The organism is Blautia sp. Marseille-P2398 (assembly GCF_964240315.1).
Classification (GTDB): domain Bacteria; phylum Bacillota; class Clostridia; order Lachnospirales; family Lachnospiraceae; genus Blautia_A; species Blautia_A wexlerae.
Genome location: NZ_CAXSTD010000013.1, coordinates 63,648 through 86,461, shown reverse-complemented (window position 1 = coordinate 86,461; position 22,814 = coordinate 63,648). Strand labels below are relative to the sequence as shown.

Annotated in this window: 25 protein-coding genes, 1 pseudogene and 1 riboswitch; of the genes and pseudogenes, 20 read left to right on the top strand and 6 right to left on the bottom strand. The window is 42.6% G+C overall.

All coding sequences use genetic code 11. The annotated features are described in order from the left end of the window. Window positions 1-16: 16 nt before the first annotated feature. From ACESZG_RS14585 to ACESZG_RS14540, 10 genes and pseudogenes are all read left to right on the top strand, one after another. Entirely contained in the window at window positions 17-820 is an 804-nt protein-coding gene (locus tag ACESZG_RS14585; protein WP_227295593.1) for an HD domain-containing protein, read from the top strand. After that, window positions 795-1,382, top strand: coding sequence for a YgjP-like metallopeptidase domain-containing protein (locus ACESZG_RS14580; protein WP_177964551.1), 588 nt, complete (start codon window positions 795-797; stop codon window positions 1,380-1,382). The genes ACESZG_RS14585 and ACESZG_RS14580 overlap by 26 nt, the downstream gene beginning before the upstream one ends. Window positions 1,383-1,458: 76 nt before the next feature. After that, window positions 1,459-2,685: pseudogene (locus ACESZG_RS14575) on the top strand (endonuclease Q family protein); the annotation flags it as partial. Window positions 2,686-2,754: 69 nt separating this feature from the next. After that, window positions 2,755-3,213: a metallophosphoesterase gene (locus ACESZG_RS14570; protein WP_161233258.1), complete on the top strand. Its 459-nt coding sequence runs from the start codon at window positions 2,755-2,757 to the stop codon at window positions 3,211-3,213. A gap of 65 nt (window positions 3,214-3,278) precedes the next feature. Further along, window positions 3,279-3,710, top strand: a complete 432-nt coding sequence (locus ACESZG_RS14565) for a hypothetical protein (protein ID WP_008707032.1) — start codon at window positions 3,279-3,281, stop codon at window positions 3,708-3,710. Window positions 3,711-4,038: 328 nt separating this feature from the next. Next, complete coding sequence (locus tag ACESZG_RS14560; protein ID WP_020993270.1) at window positions 4,039-4,506, top strand: hypothetical protein; 468 nt, start codon at window positions 4,039-4,041, stop codon at window positions 4,504-4,506. 19 nt (window positions 4,507-4,525) lie between these two features. Continuing rightward, on the top strand, window positions 4,526-4,894 hold the full coding sequence (locus tag ACESZG_RS14555) for a CidA/LrgA family protein (RefSeq protein ID WP_020993269.1): 369 nt from the start codon (window positions 4,526-4,528) through the stop codon (window positions 4,892-4,894). Further along, window positions 4,891-5,583 (top strand): LrgB family protein, encoded by a 693-nt coding sequence (locus ACESZG_RS14550; RefSeq protein ID WP_022380929.1) that lies wholly within the window; start codon window positions 4,891-4,893, stop codon window positions 5,581-5,583. Before ACESZG_RS14555 ends, ACESZG_RS14550 begins: the two co-directional genes overlap by 4 nt. Before the next feature lie 406 nt (window positions 5,584-5,989). Beyond that, window positions 5,990-6,211: a hypothetical protein gene (locus ACESZG_RS14545; RefSeq protein ID WP_118614074.1), complete on the top strand. Its 222-nt coding sequence runs from the start codon at window positions 5,990-5,992 to the stop codon at window positions 6,209-6,211. Between the two features lie 177 nt (window positions 6,212-6,388). After that, window positions 6,389-7,357, top strand: a complete 969-nt coding sequence (locus tag ACESZG_RS14540; RefSeq protein ID WP_118614072.1) for a biotin--[acetyl-CoA-carboxylase] ligase — start codon at window positions 6,389-6,391, stop codon at window positions 7,355-7,357. 63 nt (window positions 7,358-7,420) lie between these two features. Here ACESZG_RS14540 and ACESZG_RS14535 read toward each other — a convergent pair whose 3' ends face one another. From ACESZG_RS14535 to ACESZG_RS14525, 3 genes are read right to left on the bottom strand one after another with little or no spacing between them, the layout of a single operon-like run. Continuing rightward, a complete protein-coding gene (locus tag ACESZG_RS14535) occupies window positions 7,421-8,185 on the bottom strand; it encodes a hypothetical protein (protein ID WP_118614070.1) in 765 nt (254 codons plus the stop codon). Between the two features lie 4 nt (window positions 8,186-8,189). Further along, on the bottom strand, window positions 8,190-8,684 hold the full coding sequence (locus ACESZG_RS14530) for a hypothetical protein (protein ID WP_008707022.1): 495 nt from the start codon (window positions 8,682-8,684) through the stop codon (window positions 8,190-8,192). Then, entirely contained in the window at window positions 8,685-9,191 is a 507-nt protein-coding gene (locus ACESZG_RS14525) for an RNA polymerase sigma factor (protein WP_161331677.1), read from the bottom strand. A gap of 473 nt (window positions 9,192-9,664) precedes the next feature. On the opposite strand from ACESZG_RS14525, the gene ACESZG_RS14520 reads away from it, so the two are divergent. Continuing rightward, window positions 9,665-10,816 (top strand): alanine--tRNA ligase-related protein, encoded by a 1,152-nt coding sequence (locus ACESZG_RS14520; protein ID WP_020993267.1) that lies wholly within the window; start codon window positions 9,665-9,667, stop codon window positions 10,814-10,816. Between the two features lie 138 nt (window positions 10,817-10,954). Further along, window positions 10,955-11,833, top strand: a complete 879-nt coding sequence (locus ACESZG_RS14515; RefSeq protein ID WP_008707016.1) for an amidohydrolase family protein — start codon at window positions 10,955-10,957, stop codon at window positions 11,831-11,833. A 183-nt stretch (window positions 11,834-12,016) separates the two neighbouring features. Here the strand turns inward: ACESZG_RS14515 and ACESZG_RS14510 are convergent, their stop codons facing one another. Then, entirely contained in the window at window positions 12,017-13,195 is a 1,179-nt protein-coding gene (locus ACESZG_RS14510; protein ID WP_008707014.1) for a hypothetical protein, read from the bottom strand. Between the two features lie 537 nt (window positions 13,196-13,732). Continuing rightward, a riboswitch (THF riboswitch) is annotated at window positions 13,733-13,837 on the top strand. An 86-nt stretch (window positions 13,838-13,923) separates the two neighbouring features. On the opposite strand from ACESZG_RS14510, the gene ACESZG_RS14505 reads away from it, so the two are divergent. Then, window positions 13,924-14,484, top strand: a complete 561-nt coding sequence (locus ACESZG_RS14505; protein WP_118571672.1) for a folate family ECF transporter S component — start codon at window positions 13,924-13,926, stop codon at window positions 14,482-14,484. 329 nt (window positions 14,485-14,813) lie between these two features. Here the strand turns inward: ACESZG_RS14505 and ACESZG_RS14500 are convergent, their stop codons facing one another. Then, window positions 14,814-15,590, bottom strand: coding sequence for a GNAT family N-acetyltransferase (locus ACESZG_RS14500; protein ID WP_055150171.1), 777 nt, complete (start codon window positions 15,588-15,590; stop codon window positions 14,814-14,816). Between the two features lie 100 nt (window positions 15,591-15,690). Continuing rightward, complete coding sequence (locus tag ACESZG_RS14495; RefSeq protein ID WP_008707009.1) at window positions 15,691-16,389, bottom strand: GDSL-type esterase/lipase family protein; 699 nt, start codon at window positions 16,387-16,389, stop codon at window positions 15,691-15,693. 431 nt (window positions 16,390-16,820) lie between these two features. Between ACESZG_RS14495 and ACESZG_RS14490 the strand changes: the two genes are divergently transcribed. The 7 genes from ACESZG_RS14490 (at window position 16,821) to atpD (ending at window position 22,807) form a co-directional block, all read left to right on the top strand. After that, window positions 16,821-17,483 carry a F0F1 ATP synthase subunit A gene (locus ACESZG_RS14490; protein WP_008707008.1) on the top strand — a complete coding sequence of 221 codons (663 nt, stop codon included), beginning with the start codon at window positions 16,821-16,823 and terminating at the stop codon, window positions 17,481-17,483. A gap of 262 nt (window positions 17,484-17,745) precedes the next feature. Next, window positions 17,746-17,964: an ATP synthase F0 subunit C gene (gene atpE, locus ACESZG_RS14485; RefSeq protein WP_008707007.1), complete on the top strand. Its 219-nt coding sequence runs from the start codon at window positions 17,746-17,748 to the stop codon at window positions 17,962-17,964. Window positions 17,965-18,004: 40 nt separating this feature from the next. Further along, window positions 18,005-18,505 (top strand): F0F1 ATP synthase subunit B, encoded by a 501-nt coding sequence (gene atpF, locus ACESZG_RS14480; protein ID WP_020993266.1) that lies wholly within the window; start codon window positions 18,005-18,007, stop codon window positions 18,503-18,505. Then, window positions 18,486-18,989 carry an ATP synthase F1 subunit delta gene (gene atpH, locus ACESZG_RS14475; protein WP_008707004.1) on the top strand — a complete coding sequence of 168 codons (504 nt, stop codon included), beginning with the start codon at window positions 18,486-18,488 and terminating at the stop codon, window positions 18,987-18,989. The genes atpF and atpH overlap by 20 nt, the downstream gene beginning before the upstream one ends. A gap of 16 nt (window positions 18,990-19,005) precedes the next feature. Next, window positions 19,006-20,505 carry a F0F1 ATP synthase subunit alpha gene (gene atpA, locus ACESZG_RS14470; protein WP_044951755.1) on the top strand — a complete coding sequence of 500 codons (1,500 nt, stop codon included), beginning with the start codon at window positions 19,006-19,008 and terminating at the stop codon, window positions 20,503-20,505. 8 nt (window positions 20,506-20,513) lie between these two features. Further along, window positions 20,514-21,404, top strand: coding sequence for an ATP synthase F1 subunit gamma (gene atpG, locus ACESZG_RS14465; RefSeq protein WP_008707001.1), 891 nt, complete (start codon window positions 20,514-20,516; stop codon window positions 21,402-21,404). Window positions 21,405-21,409: 5 nt separating this feature from the next. Further along, window positions 21,410-22,807 carry a F0F1 ATP synthase subunit beta gene (gene atpD / locus ACESZG_RS14460; RefSeq protein ID WP_008706999.1) on the top strand — a complete coding sequence of 466 codons (1,398 nt, stop codon included), beginning with the start codon at window positions 21,410-21,412 and terminating at the stop codon, window positions 22,805-22,807. Window positions 22,808-22,814 lie beyond the last annotated feature (7 nt).

Below are 22,814 nucleotides of genomic sequence, written 5' to 3'. Positions count from 1 at the left end.
AGGGATTATAATAATAATGGATAAATTATTAGACTTAACAAGAGACTTTGATGTAGCGAAAGCTGCTTTTGAAGTATATCTGGATGAATATGACAGAGCGGATGATAAGATTCATCTGAAAATCGTACATACTTATGGAGTGGTTGATGCAGCAGAGGACATTGCCCGCCGTATGGGGCTGGGTGAGGAAGATGTACAGCTGGCGAAGGTAATCGGATTGCTCCATGATATTGGAAGATTTGAACAGATTAAACGATTTGACAGCTTTGAACCGGGAACCATGGAGCATGCAGCATATGGTGCACAGCTTCTGTTCGGACCGGAGAAAATGATCCGCAGATTTGTGAAGGATGACAGGTTTGACAGTCTGATCTGCACTGCGATTGAGAAGCACAGTGATTTCAAACTGGAAGGAATTACGGACGAGAGAACCCTGCTTCATGCAAAGTTAATCCGAGATGCAGACAAGCTGGATAATTGCAGGGTAAAGTTGGAAGAGTCAATGGAAACACTTCTGGGAGTGGATGAGAAGGGTGTTGGTGAAGGAGTAATCGCACCAAAGGTATGGGAGTCCTGTATGGCAAAGGAATCTGTATTATCTTCAGACAGAGTTTCAAAAGTGGACTACTGGATTTCCTATATTGCTCAGTATTATGACATCAATTTCCCGGAAACCTATGAGATCATGCGTGAACATGATTATGTGAAAAGGATCATGGACAGGGTTCCTTATGCATTGCCGGAAACACAGGAAAAGATGGATATTCTGGCAGCAGAGATGGAGGAATATATGGATGAGAGAATTCGAAACAAAAAATAATCAGGAGAAATTCACCTGCGGAGAATTCGAATATCAGGTCATAAGAAGTGCCAGAAAAACCATGACTCTGGAGGTTCGCAGGGATGGAAACGTAATCGTTCGCGCACCTCTCCGTACAGGTCTGCCGAGGATCAAAAGATTTGTAAACCAGAAGCAGGAGTGGGTTCTGGGATGTCTGGAACGGACAAAAGAATACCGGGAACAGAAGCCGCTGAGCGCAGATCTGAGCGAATCGAAACGAAATGTCTATATACGAAAAGCAAAAGAAACGATTACCAAAAGAGTTTCTTATTTTGCCAGACTCATGAGCGTTTCTTACCGCAATATCACCATCAGAGAACAGAAAACAAGATGGGGAAGCTGTAGCAGTGAGAAGAATCTGAACTTTAACTGGAAACTGATACTGGCACCTCCGGAAGTGCTGGATTATGTAGTGGTACATGAACTCTGCCATCTGAAGGAAATGAATCATTCGAAGGCATTCTGGGACGAGGTCGGGAAAGTAATGCCGGAGTATGAGACGTACAAGTTGTGGCTGAAAGAAAACGGATGGAAGTTATAAATATATCTTTGGGTGTTGATATTTTATAACTCTTGAAAAGAAATACTTTGATGTGAATTTAAGGGGATAAATGTTAATGAAAATGATAGCTGATCTGCACATTCATTCCAGATTTTCCATGGCGACAAGCAAAGAGGGCACGCCTGAAAATCTGGATTTCTGGGCGAGAAAGAAAGGAATTTCACTGATTGGAACAGGTGATTTCACGCATCCGGTATGGAGAGAAGAACTGAAGGAGAGACTTGTTTCAGAGGGAAACGGCCTGTATCGCCTCAGAGATGCATATGTAAAAGAAGAAAGCCGGAAATTCCCGGGAGAAGGAACACGTTTTGTTGTCTCCGGGGAAATCAGTTCTATTTATAAGAAAAATGGAAAGACCAGAAAAGTACACAATGTAATCCTGCTTCCCAGTCTGGAGGCAGCAGATGCCATGGCACAGCGTCTGGAAAAAATCGGAAATATTCACTCAGATGGTCGTCCGATTCTTGGTCTGGACAGTCATGATCTTCTGGAAATGATGCTGGATGTATGCCCGGAAGGAATTCTGATTCCGGCTCATATCTGGACACCGCATTTCTCTGTATTAGGTGCGAAATCAGGATTTGATTCTGTAGAGGAATGTTTCGAGGAACTGGCACCGTATATACATGCACTGGAAACAGGGCTTTCCTCTGACCCGGCTATGAACTGGAGAATTTCCAAACTGGACCGCTATCAGCTTGTATCCAATTCAGATGCACATTCCCCATCTAAGCTGGGGCGCGAGGCGAATCTGTTGGATATTGACTGTTCTTATGAAGGACTTTATCGGGCAATCCAGACTGGCGAAGGGCTGGAAGGAACAGTAGAATTTTTTCCTGAAGAGGGGAAATATCATTTCGATGGTCACAGAAAATGCGGTGTATCATTAAGCCCGGTGGAAGCAGAACGGCTTGGAGGAATCTGCCCTGTCTGCGGAAAGAAGCTGACCATGGGCGTAGATCACAGAGTAGAACAGCTTGCAGACAGAGCGGAAGGTTTTGTGAAAAAAGATGGTAAGAAATATGAAAGCCTTGTACCTCTGCCGGAAGTGATTTCTACATGTATGGGCTATTCCACTGCAAGTAAGAAAGTGCAGGGGTGTTTTGAACAGATGATTCAGACACTGGGGACAGAATTCGACATTCTGCGAAATGTACCGTCAGAAGATATTAAATCCTGTGCAGGAGAACGGATTGCGGAAGGAATTGAAAATGTAAGAACCGGAAATGTGAAGAGAATTCCGGGGTATGATGGGGAATATGGAAAGATTGAATTGTTTGATGAAAATTAAACATAGAATGATGAAATTATAAAACGGCCTATAAGAGAATGATTAGCGAGGAAATAGTGTATGAAGAAAATAGGGATTATTTCAGATACCCATGGCCTGCTCAGGCCGGAAATACTGGAAATTTTAAAGGGTTGCGACTGTATTATCCACGCAGGTGACGTAAACAAACCGGAAATTCTGGATACACTGCGTATGATGGGTTCTATTTATGTAGTCCGAGGAAATAACGACAAAGATTGGGCAGAGGGAATGGCGAAAACCTTACACTTTACCATAGAAGGGGTAAAATTTTTCATGACTCACAATAAAAAAGATGTAGACTGGGACTTAAAAGATACACAGATAGTCATCTTCGGACACACCCATAAATATTTCGAAAAAATAATAGACAGCCGCCTATGGCTAAACCCGGGAAGCTGCGGCCCCAGACGCTTCGACCAGGAGATTACCATGGCAGTAATGACAGTTGACAATGGAACCTATCAGTGGGAAAAGGTTGCCATGATTCCTGAAAAGTAAACAGAAGACAAAGTAGATTGGTCAGGAGGGAAGAAGAAATACACAGTAATGAAAGTGGTGATAATATGCACAAGTGGAATGAGATTACAGATGAGAATTCGCTGAAGGAATTTATGGAAAGAGTGTCGTTTTTCCATGATAGCTGTATCAAAGAGATGCATTATCTGAGCGGAGCATATGTTAATGAAAACCTGGATATGTATCCTGTAAACGATCGCAGGATTCTGAGAGTAATAATACAACGGCAGTATGAAGAAGATTCAATGATTGAAATGGAATTTCAGGGATTAAAATACTTAAAGTTATTTCCGGCAGACGAACGCTATTCATGCGAAATACTCGATTCCAATATAATTCTGAAAGAGGATTGTATCATTTGGAGCGACTGCGAAGATAAAACAGAGCTGGAAGATGGAGACACAGGAACTTTGGTATGTGCATCTAAACTTCGATGGCGTTCGATTTTCGGATATATGGGAGAGAAGAATTATTGGTAGGTGTGCCCTTTCCCACATTTTTTTTGACCCAAGGGGTGTGTAACAGCACAGTCTCTACTTCAATAATCCTTTGGATAAAGCCTTTATAATTTATGTAAAGTATATCGTATTTATTCTTTTTCGTAAAGAAGTCTGGATGGAAGCACTGCTTACCACAGTATAATATCAGTATAATATATAGAAGAAAAAGTTTTTGCAGAAAAGAATCAGGATTCTGTAAAAACTTTTTTTTTACGCAGAAACAACCTTGCAATTTGTGATGAATACGCTATAATTAAAAAACGTAATGAACCGAGATTGGTTAGACCAATATAAAGGAGTTGAATATTTGAAAAATAAAAAAGAACGAGACTGGAAGTTTATCATCGGTATGATTGTTCTGCTCGCCATTTTTGCTGTAATGGGAGGTGCTTTCTGGAATATGGTAGGAAAGCAGGCACAGATGGTCAGGGAGGAAGAGCAGAAAGAGGAAGCAAATGCTATTTCTGCAATCTATATCGAGACAGGAGAATTTTTGAAGACCGGAGTTTTTGTGGATCTGAACAATGGAACTATTTTCAGCGCAGACATACCGGCAGAGGGCATTTACAATAAAAAAGGAAAATTAATTTCCGATGATGTATTGGAAAATGGGGATAAAGTAAAGATATACGGCGATGGGATCATGCTGGAATCTTTCCCGGGACAGTATCCGGGCGTGACAAAGATCCAGAGAACCGGTCGAGCATCTCTCGAGGAAACTCAGGAGTACGAAGATCAGGTAACTGGAATGATGAAGCCTGTAGCCGTTCAGTAAGGATTAGAGGAGACTGAAAATGAAATACGTAAGACAATTCTGGATTATTTTACTGATATCCGCAATGGGAGAGGCATTACATGTTCTGATCCCGCTTCCTGTACCTGCAAGTGTGTACGGACTGGTGATCATGCTGATCGCACTGGGAACACACATTATCAGGCTGGAACAGGTCAAAGAAGCAGCTGAATTTCTCATAGAGATCATGCCGGTTATGTTTATTCCGGCAGGTGTCGGATTGCTGACAGCCTGGGGCATACTGAAACCGGTATGTGTGCCGATCATTCTGATCACAGTGATTACCACAGTTGTGGTAATGATTGTGACAGGTCGTGTCACACAGGCAGTTATTCGTATGGACAGAAAGAAAGGACAGAAAAGATCATGACACAATTTATGAGTAATTCCCTGTTTTTTGGTGCAGCGATCAGTCTGATCGCATATGAGGCAGGACTTCTTTTGAAAAGAAAATTTAAGATGGCAATTTTTAATCCACTTCTGATTGCGATCATTGCAGTAATAGCGGTGCTTTGTTTACTGCATATTGATTATGACACCTATAATCAGAGCGGTCAGTATATCAGCTACCTGCTCACACCTGCAACGGTCTGCCTGGCAGTTCCGCTGTATCAGCAGATGGAACTTCTGAAAAAGAATCTGAAAGCTGTAATCATTGGAATTGTTTCCGGTGTGCTTGCCAGTCTGGTCAGTGTGCTGATCCTTGCAAAGCTGTTCAGCCTGAGTCATGAACAGTATGTAACACTTCTTCCGAAGTCTATTACAACTGCCATCGGAATGGGCGTTTCTGAAGAACTTGGAGGTATTGTGACTATTACAGTTGCAGTTATTATTATTACCGGTGTTCTTGGAAATATGATCGCAGAGACTGTGATCAAACTTGCGCGTATTGAAGAACCAATCGCTAAGGGCCTGGCACTTGGAACCTCTGCCCATGCTATCGGTACTGCAAAGGCAATGGAGCTGGGAGAAATAGAAGGTGCCATGAGCAGCCTTGCGATTGCGGTTGCAGGTCTGCTGACAGTTGTAGGTGCATCTGTGTTTGCTCAGTTTATGTAAAAAATATAACATTAAAATCAGATAAGAGGATTGTCGTGGCAGGTGATGAGTGGCACGGCAGTCTTTTTTTATGTTATAGGAAATTACTCCGTAATGTTCCTATAACATAAAAAAGCCCTCCGGGCAGGATCGCACTGCGACGGGGAGGAATTATGTCGCTGAAGCGACCCGTCGCAGGCGGAGAATCCTGCAAGCAGGATTCTTTCTTAATTTTAAGTTTCAGAATCCGGAAAAATTTATAATGAAAAAAACGGCAAACAAATGTTCTAAAAACTCTTCCATTTTTGAAATGGGTATGTTATTATATATCAAAAGAAAGAGAATATATGTTCGGAAAATATGTTCGGACATAATCGATCAGAGGATAAGGGCGATTTTTATCTGTCTGACATGAAGGAGGAGTAAAATGATGAATGCAGTAAATACCACACAGAGAATGAGAAGAAAGGAAAGACATAAATTTTCAAGGACAATGGCAGTAATCCTGGGGCTGATCGTCACCTTGGAAGTGATGGTTGCAGGTGGTATGATATTTAATATTGATTTTCATTCTGCTGACATGGTTGCAGTAATTATGGGATTTATGGTGTTATATGCGGGGATTGTGGCAATCCTGACAGACAATTGATTACTGTACGGAAAATGTTACTGAGAACGGAGTGAACAGTAACACCGGAAAATTATGTGATAAGATATTTCCGGTAGAACATTAGACAAAAAGCATACCAGATGATATGATTAGCAGTAGATGATCAGAGAAGAGATAACGTGAAAATAATGGGACAGAAAGTAAGAAAGGGAAATTATGACTGTAAAATCAAGTCTTTTGGAAATGCTGGAGAAGAATAAAGGGGAGATACTTTCAGGTGAGAGCATTGCCGGTGAGTTGGGATGTACCAGGGCAGCAGTGTGGAAGGCAGTAAAGTCGCTCCGGGAAGAAGGGTATCATATAGAAGCAGGACCGAATAAAGGATATATGCTTGCGAAGGATACGAACCGTCTGTCGCAGGAGGGAATCCGCCTGTTTCTGGATGATCCGAAGGTTAAGATAGATATTTATGATGAACTGGAATCTACGAACCAGACTGCCAAGAAAGAAGCTATGATGGGAGAGGCCGGACATGGGGCATTTGTCATTGCCAGGAGCCAGACTGCAGGCAGGGGGCGCAGAGGCCGGGAATTCTATTCTCCTGCAGATACAGGTCTTTACATGAGTGTGATCCTGAAGCCACAGGGAACCATACATGACAGTCTGCTGATCACAACTGCGGCAGCAGTGGCAGTCTACAGAGCAGTTGCTCAGCTCTGTGGAATCCAGCTTGATATTAAATGGGTTAATGATCTGTTTCATAAAGGAAAGAAAGTCTGTGGAATACTCACAGAGGCTGTCACAGATTTTGAGAGTGGAAATATTGAGTTTGTGGTAGTTGGCATGGGATTGAACCTCTATCTGGACCAGGAGAACCTGCCGCAGAAATTAAGAAGTATAGCAGGAGCCCTTTATGAGACAAAAGAAGATGCGGAACAGACTGACCGTAATAAACTGACTGCAATGATCGTGAACGAGTTGAGAAAAGAAACAGCAGATCTGAAATTATCTCCGGATTATGTGACACATAACATGATCCCGGGACATCAGATCACAATTACAGACGGAAACTCTTCCAGACAGGCATTTGCATTGGAGATATGTAGGGACGGACGGCTGAAAGTACGGGAAGAAGATGGACAGGAGACAATATTGTCCTTTGGAGAAGTTTCGGTATCCATGTGAGGATAATGAGAATGGGATTGTTACATGAAGGTAGATTCCTTGATGTGACAATCCCATTTTGTGTCATGATTCAGAATTTGTTGTTTGTGATGAAGCATCCTCCTGAGACACTTCGGCGGCAGACTCTTTTTTCAGAGATACCGGGCTTTTGTTGTTTGCGGTGTCCGTGACATCGATATCTGTACAGCAATCAGGATTTACTGTGTCTGTGGTATTTTTAACCGCGTCAGTTTCCATATTCGGAACATTCTGCTGATACGGACGATAAGGTGTCCAGTAATGTTCTTCCTCAGTAAAGCTGTCAGGCTGTTCTTCATCCAGTGCATCCTTCTTGCGGGTGAGAATATAAATCCCTGTAAAAATGATAGCAGCTGCAATCACAAGCTGCGGCAGATGATATGTGAATCTGCTGATAACATCAGCCAGATATCCGGGTAAGATCATATAGAGGAAATCTACCAGAGTGTTCCATAGAATAGAAGCACCAAGGAAAATCAGCAGAATCGCAGTTATCTTTCCGTGATGTTTGAGCAGAGAACTGATGTCTCCTGCCAGTTCATCCATATGAAGGACATAGGAATCTTCTATGGAGTAAAATTCTTCCTCAGAAAGAGACTTCAGATTGTGCACATTAAAGAAACTGTAGAACCATATGATCGGAATCAGGAACACAAGCCAGTCCATTCCGGTACATGCTCCGATGGCAAAGACACCCCAGAATAAGAACATAATACTGATTCCCTGTTTTTTGAATCCCATGTACATTTCTCCTGCGCCTGGGATCAGGGAGAAGATAAAAAGCCAGAATCCACGTTTTTGTTTTTGCATACTTTTATTTGCCTCCATTCATTAATTTGCTGGAAAAATCACTGACATATTTTATAAAAGAGCTGGTGCCATCACCAATGTTCTGTCCGAGTTCTCTGGTGAACTGGTAGAGTCTGCCGTTTTCATGTTCGGGTAATATTCTGTCTGTCTGAGAGGAAGTATCCTGATATAAGGAAGTGAAATCCAGATTTGGGATACTGAATAAAAGCAACAGGGCAACCATCACACCGGCAGCAGTCTGAAGACTGTAATGGAGCAGCTGGATTTTGCGGGATGCTTTATTTGCTGCCCGGGCAAGCTGCACTTCACCGGAGCCTGCTTTGTCCAAAATCTGTTCCATCAGATAGGAGGGAGCAGTATCCGTACTGTTGTTTTCCTGTTCCATCATCTGATCCAGACAGAAATCGCAGTGATCAAGATGTGACAGAAACTCAATGACTTCCTGTGTGTTCATATTTCCGTTGTCAAATTCTATTAAATCCTTCTTATTAATATGCATCTAATCACCCCTTTCAAGCATTTTTTTCAGCATTGCCCTTGCGCGATAGAGCTGTGTCTGAATTGTTTTCGGATTTTTCCCTGTCTGCTGTGCAATCTCAGGTACTGATAATTCTTTGCAGAAATGCGCGTAAGCGACTTCTTTGTAAGGACTTTTCAACTGCATACACAATGCTTCTACGTGAGTGTTGGCTGCAGTTTTCATATATTCATCTTCGGGAGAGGATTGCCTGTCCGGAATCTGGGAAAAGTAGGTGTCTTCTGTTGGAATACTTCGCCGCCCGGCTGCTTTCAGATAATCCAGACACTTTCGGACAGCGATCTTACTTAACCAGGCTTTCTCATAATTACCATCAAAGCGGGAAAGGTTCTTATAGGCAGACAGAAAGACTTCCTGAGTGAGATCTTCGGCATCAAATGGATTACCGACAGATTTCAGGCAGATCGAGTATATTAAGTTCTGGTATTGCTTGATAAGATATTCCAGATATTGCTTTTCTGTGGTCATTACTGTCTCCTTTTCCCTGTTCATTTAATTATAACGCAGGAGGTGGGGAAATGGATTCAGATATTGGGAATTTTGATAAAAAGGGGACGCGCAGAAAAATAGTTTGTTTTGTGTGCGGTTTCGGACACTAAGATATTCTAAGCTGGCAAAAATCTGCTAAAGGCATGAGAAAAATGCCACAAACTCGCCGCATGGCGGCTCAGACAGTGTGTCATTTTTCTCATAACGCAGATTTTTGCCGGCTAAGAATATCTAAGTATCCTGCAAATGCACATAAAACAAACTATTTTTCTGCACTGGTTATTGGCTGTTTTGATTAACGGATTTTTTTATAGAAAATATCTCTGAGTGACGGTCTTGCGAAGCTTTTTGATTTGGTCTATACTTGATTGCAATGAAATAAAATATGGCATTTATATTTATGTGGAAGATAATGCGGGGCAATATGACAGATGAAAAAGGAGAGACAGATCATGACAGAAACAAGACGTTTATACTATGAAGATGTATATAAAAAAGAATTCACCGCAACCGTAGTAGAGTGCAGAGAGCAAAAGAAAGGTTATGCTGTCATTCTGGATGAGAGTGCTTTTTATCCGGAGGGCGGCGGTCAGCCAAGTGATGTGGGAACACTGGGGGATGCAAAGGTGACAGAGGTTCATGAGAAAGATGGAGAATTACTTCATTATACTGATAAGGCTCTGGAAGTGGGTGCGAAGGTTGAGGGAAAGATTGACTGGGTGCGGCGTTTTGATCTGATGCAGCAGCATTCCGGTGAGCATATGGTCAGCGGTATTATTCATGAGAAGTATGGTTATGATAATGTAGGTTTCCATATGGGAAGCGATGTGATCACTGTAGATTTGAATGGTATGCTGGATGACTCGCAGCTTGCAGAAATTGAGCGGGAAGTGAATGAGAGAGTGTGGGAGGATAGGGAAGTTGTAATTACTTATCCTGATGCTGAGGAACTGAAGACTATTGATTACAGAAGTAAGAAAGAATTGACAGGACAGGTTCGTATCGTAACGTTTCCGGGAGTAGACGTATGCGCCTGCTGTGGAACCCATGTGACACATACAGGTGAGATTGGAATGGTGAAGCTTCTTTCTGTAGTGAAATTCCATGATGGTATCCGTATGGAGATGATCTGCGGTAAACGTGTTCTGGATTATCTGAATATGGTGAATGAGCAGAATCATCAGATTTCCATGAAGCTTTCTGCAAAGATGGACAGAACAGCAGATGCAGTACAGCGTCTTCAGGATGAGAATTTCCGTATGAAAGGCCAGGTTGCCCGTATGGAAGAAGAGATGTTTAGGGCAGAGGCTAAGAAATGGGAAGGTGCAGGAAGTGTCCTGATCTTCAAAGAAGGTCTGGAAGCAGATTCTGTACGTAAACTTGCGGATGCAGTGATGAATACCTGTGAGGGCTGCTGTGCAGTATTTTCCAGAAATGAGGATGGAAGCTATAAGTATGCCATGGGCGAGATTGACGGGGATTTACGGCAGTATACAAAGGAAATGAATGCTGCATTAAACGGAAGAGGCGGCGGAAAACCATTCTTTGTCCAGGGGTCTGTGCAGGCAACAGAAGACGAAATCCGAAATTTTTTCGAGAAATAAAAAACGGTAGATAAAAGATTAAGTAAAATTGTGGAGCGTTATTGAGTATAGAGCTGCATAGCGAAGCGGATGAGTTTATCTGTCTGACTCTATGCTTTGAGTTAAGAAAGCAGCAGGGAAGAGGAAGAGAAACAGGAAATGTTTGGAGAATGTCATGCGCATATCATTATGGATGGCGTGAATTACCGCCATGCAATTGATATGCATAAAAATGGACTGGACGATAAGATCATAAGAGAGCATCTGAAAGCATACCAGGAACGGGGAATTGCTTTTGTGCGTGATGGTGGTGATGCGCTGGGTGTTTCTGCGAGAGCGAAGGAGCTTGCACCAGAGTATGGGATAGATTACAGAACTCCGATATTTGCCATTCACAAAGAAGGGCATTATGGTTCGATTGTGGGAAAAGGTTTTGCCACAATGGTGGAATTTCATAAGCGTGTTTTGGAGGCGAAACAGGCAGGGGCAGATTTTATTAAGATCATGACTACCGGGATTCTGGATTTTAATGAACATGGAGCGATTACCGGAACACCTCTGGATGGGTCAGAGGTAAAGGAAATGGTACATATTGCACATGAGGAAGGTATGGCTGTCATGTCCCATACCAACGGAGATTACGGAGTACAGGCAGCGGTGGCTGCCGGAGTGGACAGTCTGGAGCATGGAAACTATATGAATGAAGAAAGTCTTGCCATGCTGGCGGAGAGTGATACAGTCTGGGTTCCGACTCTGGTTACAGTGAGAAATCTTCTGGGAGACGGGCGTTATGATGATGAGACTCTGAAACCGATCATAGAATCCGCAGAAGAGAATATCAGAAAAGCATTCCGGCTGGGAATAAAAACAGCCCCCGGAAGTGATGCGGGGGCTTACAGAGTTCTTCATGGAAAAGGAATCCGGGATGAAGTTCAGTCCTTTGCAGAAATTCTGGGAGATCAGGATGCTGCATACCGCTGGCTTGCGGAAGGTGAAGCGGAAATCAAGAAGAAATTTACGGTTACTGTTCACTGGTGATATCCCGCGAGGTGTTTTGTGTGAGCGAAGGTCACAGAAAACCCGAGACATACCGCGCGGATTTATGCGATTAGCATAAATTAAGTTTGTGAAGCAAACGATACTCCTTGGGCATTGCACAAGGAGGTTCATATTTCCTGCATCGCGAAGCGTGTTGCTGAGAACGGAGTGAACAGTAACAATTTACGCATCCTGTACCTTAATTGCTGTATAAATATTAGAAGATTTTGATTTGGATGGATGGAAGGTAACACACACATAGTCGCCGTATTCCATACCGCCTGCAGTGAGATCCTGCGCGTTTTCTGTACGGAAGGTATCTATGGCACCGTCATCTGTCTGTACAGTGATGGTGTTGGCAGTACTTCCAATGATCGTGCCGGTTACTGTAAAGGAAATATGTTTGTCATTAATGGTATCAGGATCCTCACCTGTCACAGCAATAATACGGACTTCTTCCAGGGATGTTGTTTCCAGATCTCCGATATAAGTAACATTAACATGAGATCCCGGGGCAATTCCTCCCTTGAAGTAAGCGGGGATTGCTGACATATCCAGATTAAAGGAGGTGTCACTTCCGGCAGGAAGAATCCGGAGGATATTCAGATTTACTCCCTGTACAGTTGCCAGCAGCTGTTTTTCTTTATTTTCTATCTGCTCCGGTGTCTGTGTGAGTTTTGGATCCGGAGTTGGGGTAGGATCCGGTATTTCCAGATCTTTCAGATCAGAAATACTCAGTACTTTCAGGTGACTGGCATTTAAGGATACGGAAGAATCATTGGAGGTATCCGGGAATTTCCCCTTGAATGTAAGGTAAACCCAGTCACCGGCTTTGATTCCATTCTGATAATACTGTTTTGTTCCTGTGATCGGATAGGTGGCTGTTTTTCCTTTCTTTGATTTTATTGTGATGGTATTGGAAGTCAGGGAAATAACCTGCCCATGCGCAGTGCGCTTTTTCAGCTTATTTTTTTTATGAAATTCATCTACAACCTTCAGAACATGTACACTGCCTGTGTCAGTACCGGAAAGCTGACCTTCGTAAATGATACTGATCTCATCGCCGGTGATCATGCCGCCTTTACATTCCAGGGTGGCATTGGAAACATTAAATACATAGGAGGCACTGTCCGTGTTCAGAATAAGCTGGCTTCCTGAAAAATCCTGCAGGGTACCGGAAAGTTCATCCATATAGATACGGTCTTTTGTTTCGGTTTCAGTTGTGGTGTCAGATGAAGAAGTAAGTTCCCGGACGGATGTGTCTCCGGTGGATGTGAATTGTTCCAGTATGGTTTCAGGGCTGCATCCGGCAAAAGAAAAGCTAAGGCCGGCACAGACACATGCAGCAAGCAGTTTTTTCATAATATAGACAGGACCTCCGATAAATCATTCGTTTGAACATGATTCCTGCCGTATGCAATAATTATTTACAGGGAGGGATATTGCTTTCCGGCGGTTCGGGGATAAAATCAAAAATTTTCCGGTAGCTTTCCCATTCGTCATTATCTTTGGCAGGAGTGCATATCAGGCCGGTACATTCCGTACAGGCGTTGGTATTCAGGTAATTATCATAACATATATTATAAGGATTTTGGCAGTTATTTTTACATATTTCTGACATTTTTTACCTCCATGATTATAGCAGACCGGGGCGGGATATCTGTATTCATGTAATTTCTCATTTCTGAAGATGCCGGACTGCTGCATAATGTTATAGTATTAGTATATGCGGCTGTTTTATTCATAGACTTACGAGTGTTTGCAGCAATATTCTCAAGTAAAAAAAGCAGACCATTCGTATAGAATGAACAAAAAACAGCATTCAAATTTGTGAAAATAATAACGGAAAATATATTGCAATTTCTATGGATTGTGTTATAATTTCGATAAATAAATAATAGCGAAGTAGGATTTTATGCGTCAAGTGTTCACAGGCTGGGGAGTCGCCGTGAAACGAAAAGCAGAAAGCGTGCTGCTTACGATATGATTTCCGCACCCGTTGCTACATATGAGAGCATCTCATAATGTGGAGGGATTATTATTTATGTAACTACTCTATTTTTTAAACACATTATGGAGGTGTTTTTATTATGCAGAAAAAACAATATTGGAACGTAAAAACATTGGTGTTCATGGCTCTTCTGATCGCCATGCATCTGGTACTCACACGAGTTCTGGTCATTGATCTTGGTGCGTACCGTATTTCTGTGGGAAGTGTATGTACAATCCTTGCAGGTCTGTGGCTGGGACCGGTGGCAGGCGGTGTCTGTGGATTATGTGCAGATATTATCGGGTGCTTTATGAAAGGCTATGCTGTAAATCCGTTTATCACAGTTGCAGCAATCCTCTGGGGTGTGCTTCCTGCCCTTGCAAAACCATTATTTGCAAACAGAAAGAAAACAGGAAAGACAGTTGGTATCTGCGTATCTATCGTGGTAACTGCAGTTCTCAGCTCTTTGGTTCTTACAACAGCAGGACTTGTGATCATGCTTGGATATAACTTCTATGCGATCATGCCCGGAAGACTGGTACAGTTTGTAATTATGATCCCGATTTACTGTGTATTAACATGTCTGCTGTATTTCAGTCCGCTGACAGCAATGGTGGTAGGTAATACATCACCTGCAGTGCTGAAAAACAAAACAGTATAATTGAGTTACTGTTCACACACCACTATTCCGCGAGGTGTTTTGGCATGAATATGCCAAAATCCCGAGACATACAAGCCAAAATTCCATTGCCGCAGGCAATCTGGAATGAATTTTGGCTACGTTACTGTGAACGGAGTGAACAGTAACATAATTAAGTCAGAGATAAAATACAGAATAAGACTTGAATATTAAAATGATATACAACATAGTTGGCGCGAACTATGTTAAATGAATCAACTGATTCCCCGAAAAAGAAAAGTTAAAATCTATAAAAATTAAGAACTATCTGTAAAAGCAGAAAATGAAAATGCTTTACAGATAGTTCTTTTTTATTTCTCAGGCGGGAAATTTCCGTTTTCATCCGGCTGCACGCGGAACCAGTAGGTGTATAGCTGATGAAACCCCAGCGATTTATAAAGAGCGCGGGCATTGTCATTTCCTTCTACAACCTGAAGATATGCATTCTGTGCACCTTTTTTCATTCCTTCTTTCAGAAGTCCGGTGCAGATCTGACGGGCATAGCCATGTTTGCGGTATTCTTCTTTGACATGGATGGCATAGATGCCGATATAATCTCTGTCCAGAATACCAAGTCCGGTTGCGATGATCTGGTTGTCCATGCGGATGGAAGCACAGATGGTTTCCTTGAGGATTGCCTGATACATAGATGGAACAACCTTCCGGTGGATGGGATTGGTGGTGTTTTTTAAACGGAACAGACTTTCAATCCATTCGGAGGGAATATTGTCACAGAAGGTTACATCAGGATATGGAGCATCCAGCCGTGCGGCGTTCATGCTCATTGCCATGACATTGGTGGTATGCTGGATAGCATATCCACGGTTTTCCAGAACATAATCAAAGTCAGGAGAGACAAGAGGACTGATCTTAAATACAGCGGGGGTTCCCAGACGCTTATATACGCTTTCACAATATGGGATTTTTTCCCGCCAGGTGAGGGTGGAATTGCCGAACTGTTCTACGCTGTTGGTTCTGTGTGTATAAAAATAAGAAAATCTCAGGATCCAGCCGTCGTATAATTCCATCTTGTGAGATGGCCAGGCATTCAGAGACATATCTTCAATCTGTTTAATTGTAGTTTCCATAATATAAGGAAGACTCCTTTCCATAATAAGTCCGCAGATATGAGCGAGGACAGTGATTTATTATACAAAGTTCCGGGAAAATGCGCAATAGTTTATCTGTTCAGGGATTGTTATCAATGCTTTGAAGGAGAGGGAACAGTTTCTCGGCCAGAAGCTTATGCCCATACAAAGTAAGATGAATCCCGTCCGTTGTTATGGCATCAAATCCCGATTGAGTTGCTTCCTTATTAAAATAGTTATGCAGAGGCAGAAATGGAAGTCTGAATCTGACAGAGAGCTGTCGGATAATATCAGACATGGTATGGACATAGGGAATCCATGTCTCATATTCTTCCGGATGTGGAAAGATAAAGGGTTCCATAAGGATTACCTGCCTGGCATCTGCAGTGAGCAGATCCAATAATTCATTGTAATGAGTGGCAAACTCTCTTATCATCTGTTCTTTCTGAGAATCCATCCGGTCTGTGTTCATTATCAGACCGATATCATTGATGCCGATCAGCAGAGTTACAACAGGAGAGTGATGCAAAGAAATACGGTGTTGGCGGATATTTTCAAGGACTCTTGTCACAGTGAAGCCATCTATTCCACAGTTCCTGAAATGTATGGCACCTGTTGATTTATCTGTTAACTGTACAGCGCTTGATGAGCGTCTGACGGTATTTGCGGATATGGAGAAAGAAGGAGTTTGATTACGGAACATTTCTGAGAGTATCTGTACATACCCATTTCCCAGAGGAAAATCTTCAAATAAATGATTACAGTCCGTAATGCTGTCTCCCAGACAAATGATTTGCATAAAAAACCTCCTGTTTGGTATTACCAATATAAGGATTGGTAAGTGCAGAGATATAAAATTTATATAAAAACCATATAAAATAATATCATCTGCTTACAGTTCGGTCAATGAAAATTGCCTTTTTTTCGTGAAAATGCATTAAAAAAATTATGAAAATCTATTTTTCAATCAAAATGTCTGGATGAAATGCACAAAAAGAAAATCTATTTTTGCCAGAAATAGTCAAAATAATTGTTGACTTTTTAACGGATTTTAATATAATAATCTCAAAATCTTGAATCGATGGAAAGCTTATGAAATATTTTACAGACATAAGTTTAGGAATCCTGGCTGAGGCATCTGAGGCAGACAGCATAAAAAGCCAGAATATCTTCCGGAGATTTAAATAGAAAAAGGAGGGAAAAGAAACGGGTAATTTAGCAGACACGTTAATGGAAGAACTTCAATGTAAGACAGTTTTTACCATACCGGTGTTTGGAGGAATACCAGTTGCAGAGTCAGTAGCAGTGACATGGGTGATCATGGCAGTGCTTTTAATTTTGTCATTGGTGCTCGTAAGAAACCTGAGTGTGGAAAACCCCGGTAAGAAACAGCTTTTGCTGGAAACCGGTGTCAGTTTTCTTCATAACTTCTTTAAGGATATCCTTGGAGAAGAGGGAAAAATGTATATTCCCTATCTGATGACAGTTGTCATTTACATTGGAATTGCAAACATTTTCGGTGTGTTTGGATTTGTACCGCCTACAAAGGATTTAAACTGTACGATTGGTCTTGCAATCACAAGTATTTTTCTGATCGAGTATGCAGGATTCCATAAGAAAGGTCTGAAAGGCTTTCTTAAAAGCTTCGCAGAGCCGGCACCGATTATGCTGCCGATTAATATTCTGGAGGTCGTTATTCGACCGACATCACTTTGTATGCGACTTTTTGGTAATGTGTTAGGAAGCTATGTGGTTATGAAACTTCTTGAGTTTATATGCCCGGCAGTTCTTCCTATTCCATTCAGCCTGTATTTTGATTTCTTTGACGGATTCATTCAGGCGTATGTATTTGTATTCTTAACTTCTTTATTTATCAAAGAAGCTATTGAATAAAAAAGATTACTGTTCATACAGGAATATGACACCTATATAAGACCTGAGACGCGGGACATAAGGGATAAGACAGCAGTTATGAACAGCACTTAAATGCTGCCCGGATATTCGGTGGGTCATAACGGTCATAAACAACCGTTGGTACAGACATCTGTTGTACAGGCATCAAATGATCTCATCGGAATATCGACAGGATAGCATATTGTGAAGAAAGATTTGTAATATTTAGTTTATTTCAGTTAAACAACAGGAGGAAAAAGTTATGTTAGTAGCTATTGGAGCAGGAATCGCAGTTTTAACAGGTATTGGCGCTGGTATCGGTATTGGTATGGCAACATCTAAAGCAGTAGAAGCAATCGCAAGACAGCCGGAAGCAGAAAGCAAGATCAGCAAATCCCTTCTTTTAGGATGTGCCCTTGCCGAGGCAACAGCTATTTACGGTTTCGTTATCGGTCTTCTGATCGTTATCATGCTTGGCTAATTAATGGATAAAGAATAACTAAGAAAGGCAGGTGGGACAGGTGATCGAGATTAACATCAACCTGGTCTTTACAATTATTAACCTGATTGTTCTTTATCTTTTAATGAAAAAGTTCTTATTTGGTCCGATCCTCAATGTGATGGAGCAGAGAAAAAACATGATCGACCAGCAGTTCGCAAGTGCCAAAGATACAGAAGAACAGGCATATGAACTGAAAGGCAAATATGAAGATGCACTGAAATCTGCGAAAGACGAATCCATGCGTATTGTAAACCAGGCAAAGGATGAGGCAAAAGTACAGGCTGAGCGTATTGTAAAAGATGCAAACACACAGGCTGGTGCAATGCTTGACAAAGCAAAGGCAGATATCAGGACAGAGCAGGAAAATGCTATGAAGGCTATGGAAAGCAGAGTGGCAGAGATCGCGCTGGATGCAGCCTCAAAGATCATGGGAGAGAAAAACAGCAGTCAGCAGGATTTGTCCCTTTATGACCAGTTTATAAAAGAGGCAGGTGATTCCAATGACGGAAACAAGCATTAATTATGCAAAAGCATTATATGAGCTTTCTGTCCCGGAAGAAGCTGTTTTGGAGACAGAAAAGATTTTCAGGGGTACCCCGCAGTTAAAAGGTGCCCTTGAGAATCCACTGGTTTCTTTAAAAGAAAAAGAACATGTAATTGACAGAGTCTTCCCGCAGGAGATGAAAAATTTCCTGAAGGTGACCTGTAAATATCAGAAAATCAGCAGCATTTATGATATCCTGGAAGCATATGGCAATTACAGCCGCAAGCAGAAAGGAATCCTGAAAGCTGTTCTCACATATGTAACAAAACCGGAAGAAGCCCAGAAAGAGAAGATGGAAGATTTCCTTCGCAGGGAATTTGGAGCAAAGGAAGTAATCCTTACTCTCAGAGAAGACAAATCTTTGATCGGAGGCTTCATTCTTTCTGCCGGAGACAAAGAGTTCGACTGGAGTCTCCGCGGACGTTATAACAATTTAAGACAGAAATTGACACGGAGGTGAATAAAAGTTGGCTGCAATGAATCCAGATGAAATCATTTCGATTCTGAAAGAAGAAATTAAGAATTATGACGAAATCAGCAAGGACCAGGAAGTAGGAACAGTCATCTCCGTCGGAGATGGTATTGCCACGGTACATGGTATTGATCATGCTATGTATGGCGAGGTTGTAACCTTTGAGAATGGTCTGAAAGGTATGGTTCAGGATATCCGTGCAAACAGCATCGGATGTATCCTGTTCGGTAAAGATACAGGAATCAAAGAAGGAACAAAGGTAGCAAGAACCCAGAAGCAGGCAGGTGTGCCTGTAGGTGACGCTTTTATCGGAAGGATCGTAAACGCTCTGGGAGCGCCGATCGATGGTAAAGGTGAGATCAAGGCAGACGGGTATCGTCCGGTAGAGAATCCGGCACCTGGAATTATTGACAGAAAATCTGTAACAGTTCCTCTGGAAACAGGTATTCTTTCTATTGACTCCATGTTCCCCATCGGCCGTGGCCAGCGTGAGCTGATTATCGGTGACAGACAGACAGGTAAGACTTCCGTTGCACTGGATACCATTCTGAACCAGAAAGGCAAAGATGTAATCTGTATCTATGTTGCGATCGGACAGAAAGCTTCCACAGTAGCTAAGATCGTATCTACTCTGGAGAAACATGGTGCTATGGACTATACAACAGTATTCTCCTCTACAGCCAGTGACTGTGCACCGCTTCAGTATATTGTTCCTTATGCAGGTACTGCACTTGCTGAGTACTTTATGTATAAGGGAAAAGATGTATTAATGGTTTATGATGATTTATCCAAGCATGCAGTTGCATATCGTGCACTGTCATTGCTTCTGGAACGTTCACCGGGACGTGAGGCTTATCCTGGAGATGTATTCTATCTCCATTCCAGATTACTGGAGCGTTCCAGCCGTCTGAATGAAAAGGTTGGCGGTGGTTCTATCACTGCTCTTCCTATCATTGAGACACAGGCAGGTGACCTTTCCGCATATATTCCTACAAACGTTATTTCCATCACAGATGGTCAGATCTTCCTGGAGAGTGACCTGTTTAACTCCGGTATGCGTCCGGCGGTTAACGTAGGTCTTTCCGTATCCCGAGTTGGTGGTGCTGCACAGGCAAAAGCCATGAAGAAAGCAGCAGGAAGTGTCCGTATCGATCTGGCTCAGTATCGTGAGATGGAAATCTTTACACAGTTCAGTTCTGATCTGGACGAGGCTACAACTCAGCAGTTGAAATACGGAAGTGGACTTATGGAACTTCTGAAACAGCCGCTTTCAAGCCCGTTAAGTCTTCATGAGCAGGTCATCACTCTTTGTGCGGCAACACACAAGGCAATGATGCACGTGGAAACCAAGAAGATGAAGAAGTATCAGAGAGATATGCTGGACTACTTTGACAGTGCTTATCCGGAAATCGGAAGAGAGATCGAGGAGAAGAGACAGCTTCCGGATGAACTGGCAGAAAAGATCGTGAAAGTGGCAGAAGAATTTGCAGATAAGAGCAGGTAGGTGTTGATATGGGCAGTACGAAAGAGATTCAGACTCGAATGAAAAGCATTCAGGACACCATGAAGATCACTAATGCCATGTATATGATCTCTTCATCCAAGATGCAGAAGGCCAAAAGAATCCTGTCCGATACAGAGCCGTATTACTATAATATGCAGGCAGCAATTTCCCGAATCCTGCGTCATATGCCGGATACAGAGCATCCTTTTTTCAGTATCCGTCATAAGATCGCAGAGGAAGACCGTAAGATCGGCTGTATCGTAGTTACCGGTGATAAGGGTATGGCAGGTGCCTATAACCATAATATCCAGAAAATGACAGAACAGTTTATGGCAGAGCATGAGCACTGCAAGCTTTATGTGCTGGGTATGGTAGGCCGTCAGTATTTCACGAAGAAACATATGGATATCGCAGAGAACTTTCCATATACAGTACAGAAACCGACCATGCACAGAGCGCGCCTGATCTCAGAGGAGATTGTCAGAGCGTTCCTGGACAGAGAACTGGACGAAGTCCGTATTTTCTATACGGAGATGCAGAGTGCAGTTGCCATGGAGCCGGTGAATATGCAGCTTCTTCCATTGAAGAAAGCAGAGTTCCTGCCAAATCAGGCAATGCTTGCGGATATGCCACAGGAGGAAATCGTGCTGTCACCATCAGCCGATGTACTTCTGAATACCATGATCCCAAATTACCTGACCGGTCTGATTTATGGATGTCTTGTAGAAGCGTATGCCAGTGAAAATAATGCCAGAATGATGGCAATGCAGTCCTCTACGGACAGTGCAAAGAAGATGCTCAGGGAGTTATCCATTGAGTACAACCGTGCGCGTCAGGCTGCCATCACACAGGAAATCACTGAGATTGTCAGCGGTGCAAAAGCACAAAAAAGGAAGTGACGACGATGAACAAAGGTAAAATTGTACAGGTTATGGGACCTGTTGTAGACGTTGTTTTTGAAGATGGAAATCTTCCTGAGATCAAGGATGCCCTTGAGGTAGAGAACAACGGTAAAAGATGTGTAATGGAAGTTTCCCATCATCTGGGAAACAATATGGTACGCTGCATTATGCTGAGCGCAAGCGAAGGCTTACAGCGTGACAGAGAAGTCATCGCCACAGGAAGCGGCATTAAGGTTCCTGTAGGTGATAAGACACTGGGACGTTTATTTAACGTACTTGGTGATACAGTAGATGACGGTCCTTCCCTTGAGGGAGAACAGAAATGGGTCATCCACAGAGATCCGCCGGATTTCGAACATCAGAAACCGGCTGTAGAAATCCTGGAAACAGGTATTAAGGTTATCGACCTTCTTGCACCATATGCAAAAGGTGGTAAGATCGGTCTGTTCGGTGGTGCCGGTGTTGGTAAGACAGTCCTGATCCAGGAGCTGATCCAGAACATTGCCACAGAGCATGGCGGATATTCCATTTTCACAGGTGTTGGAGAGCGTTCCCGTGAAGGTAACGACTTATGGTCAGAAATGAAAGAGTCCGGTGTTCTTGAAAAAACAGCCTTAGTGTTCGGACAGATGAACGAGCCACCGGGATCCCGTATGCGTGTTGCTGAAACCGGACTGACAATGGCTGAGTACTTCAGAGATGAGGAACACAGAGATGTGCTTCTTTTCATTGATAATATTTTCCGTTTTGTACAGGCTGGTTCCGAGGTTTCCGCCCTTCTTGGACGTATGCCTTCAGCCGTAGGTTATCAGCCAACACTGGCTACTGAGATGGGTGAACTTCAGGAACGTATCGCTTCTACTAAGGATGGTTCTGTAACATCTGTACAGGCTGTCTATGTACCTGCCGATGACCTGACTGACCCGGCTCCTGCAACTACATTTGCTCATCTGGATGCAACAACCGTTCTTTCCAGAAAGATCGTAGAGCAGGGTATTTATCCGGCCGTTGACCCGTTGGAATCTACTTCCCGTATCCTGGAGCCGGATGTTGTAGGTGAAGAACATTATGAAGTAGCACGTAAAGTACAGGAAATCCTTCAGAAATATAAAGAACTTCAGGACATCATTGCTATTCTTGGTATGGAAGAGCTTTCTGAAGAGGATAAGAGCACTGTATTCCGTGCAAGAAAGATCCAGAAGTTCCTTTCTCAGCCGTTCCATGTAGCTGAGAACTTCACAGGTATCAAGGGTAAATATGTTCCTCTGAAAGAAACCATCCGTGGATTCAAGGCAATCGTTGATGGTGAGATGGATCAGTATCCGGAAAATGCTTTCTTCAATGTTGGTACAATTGAGGATGTCATCGAGAAAGCAAAGACTGAGATGGGTCAGGAATAAGGAGCGG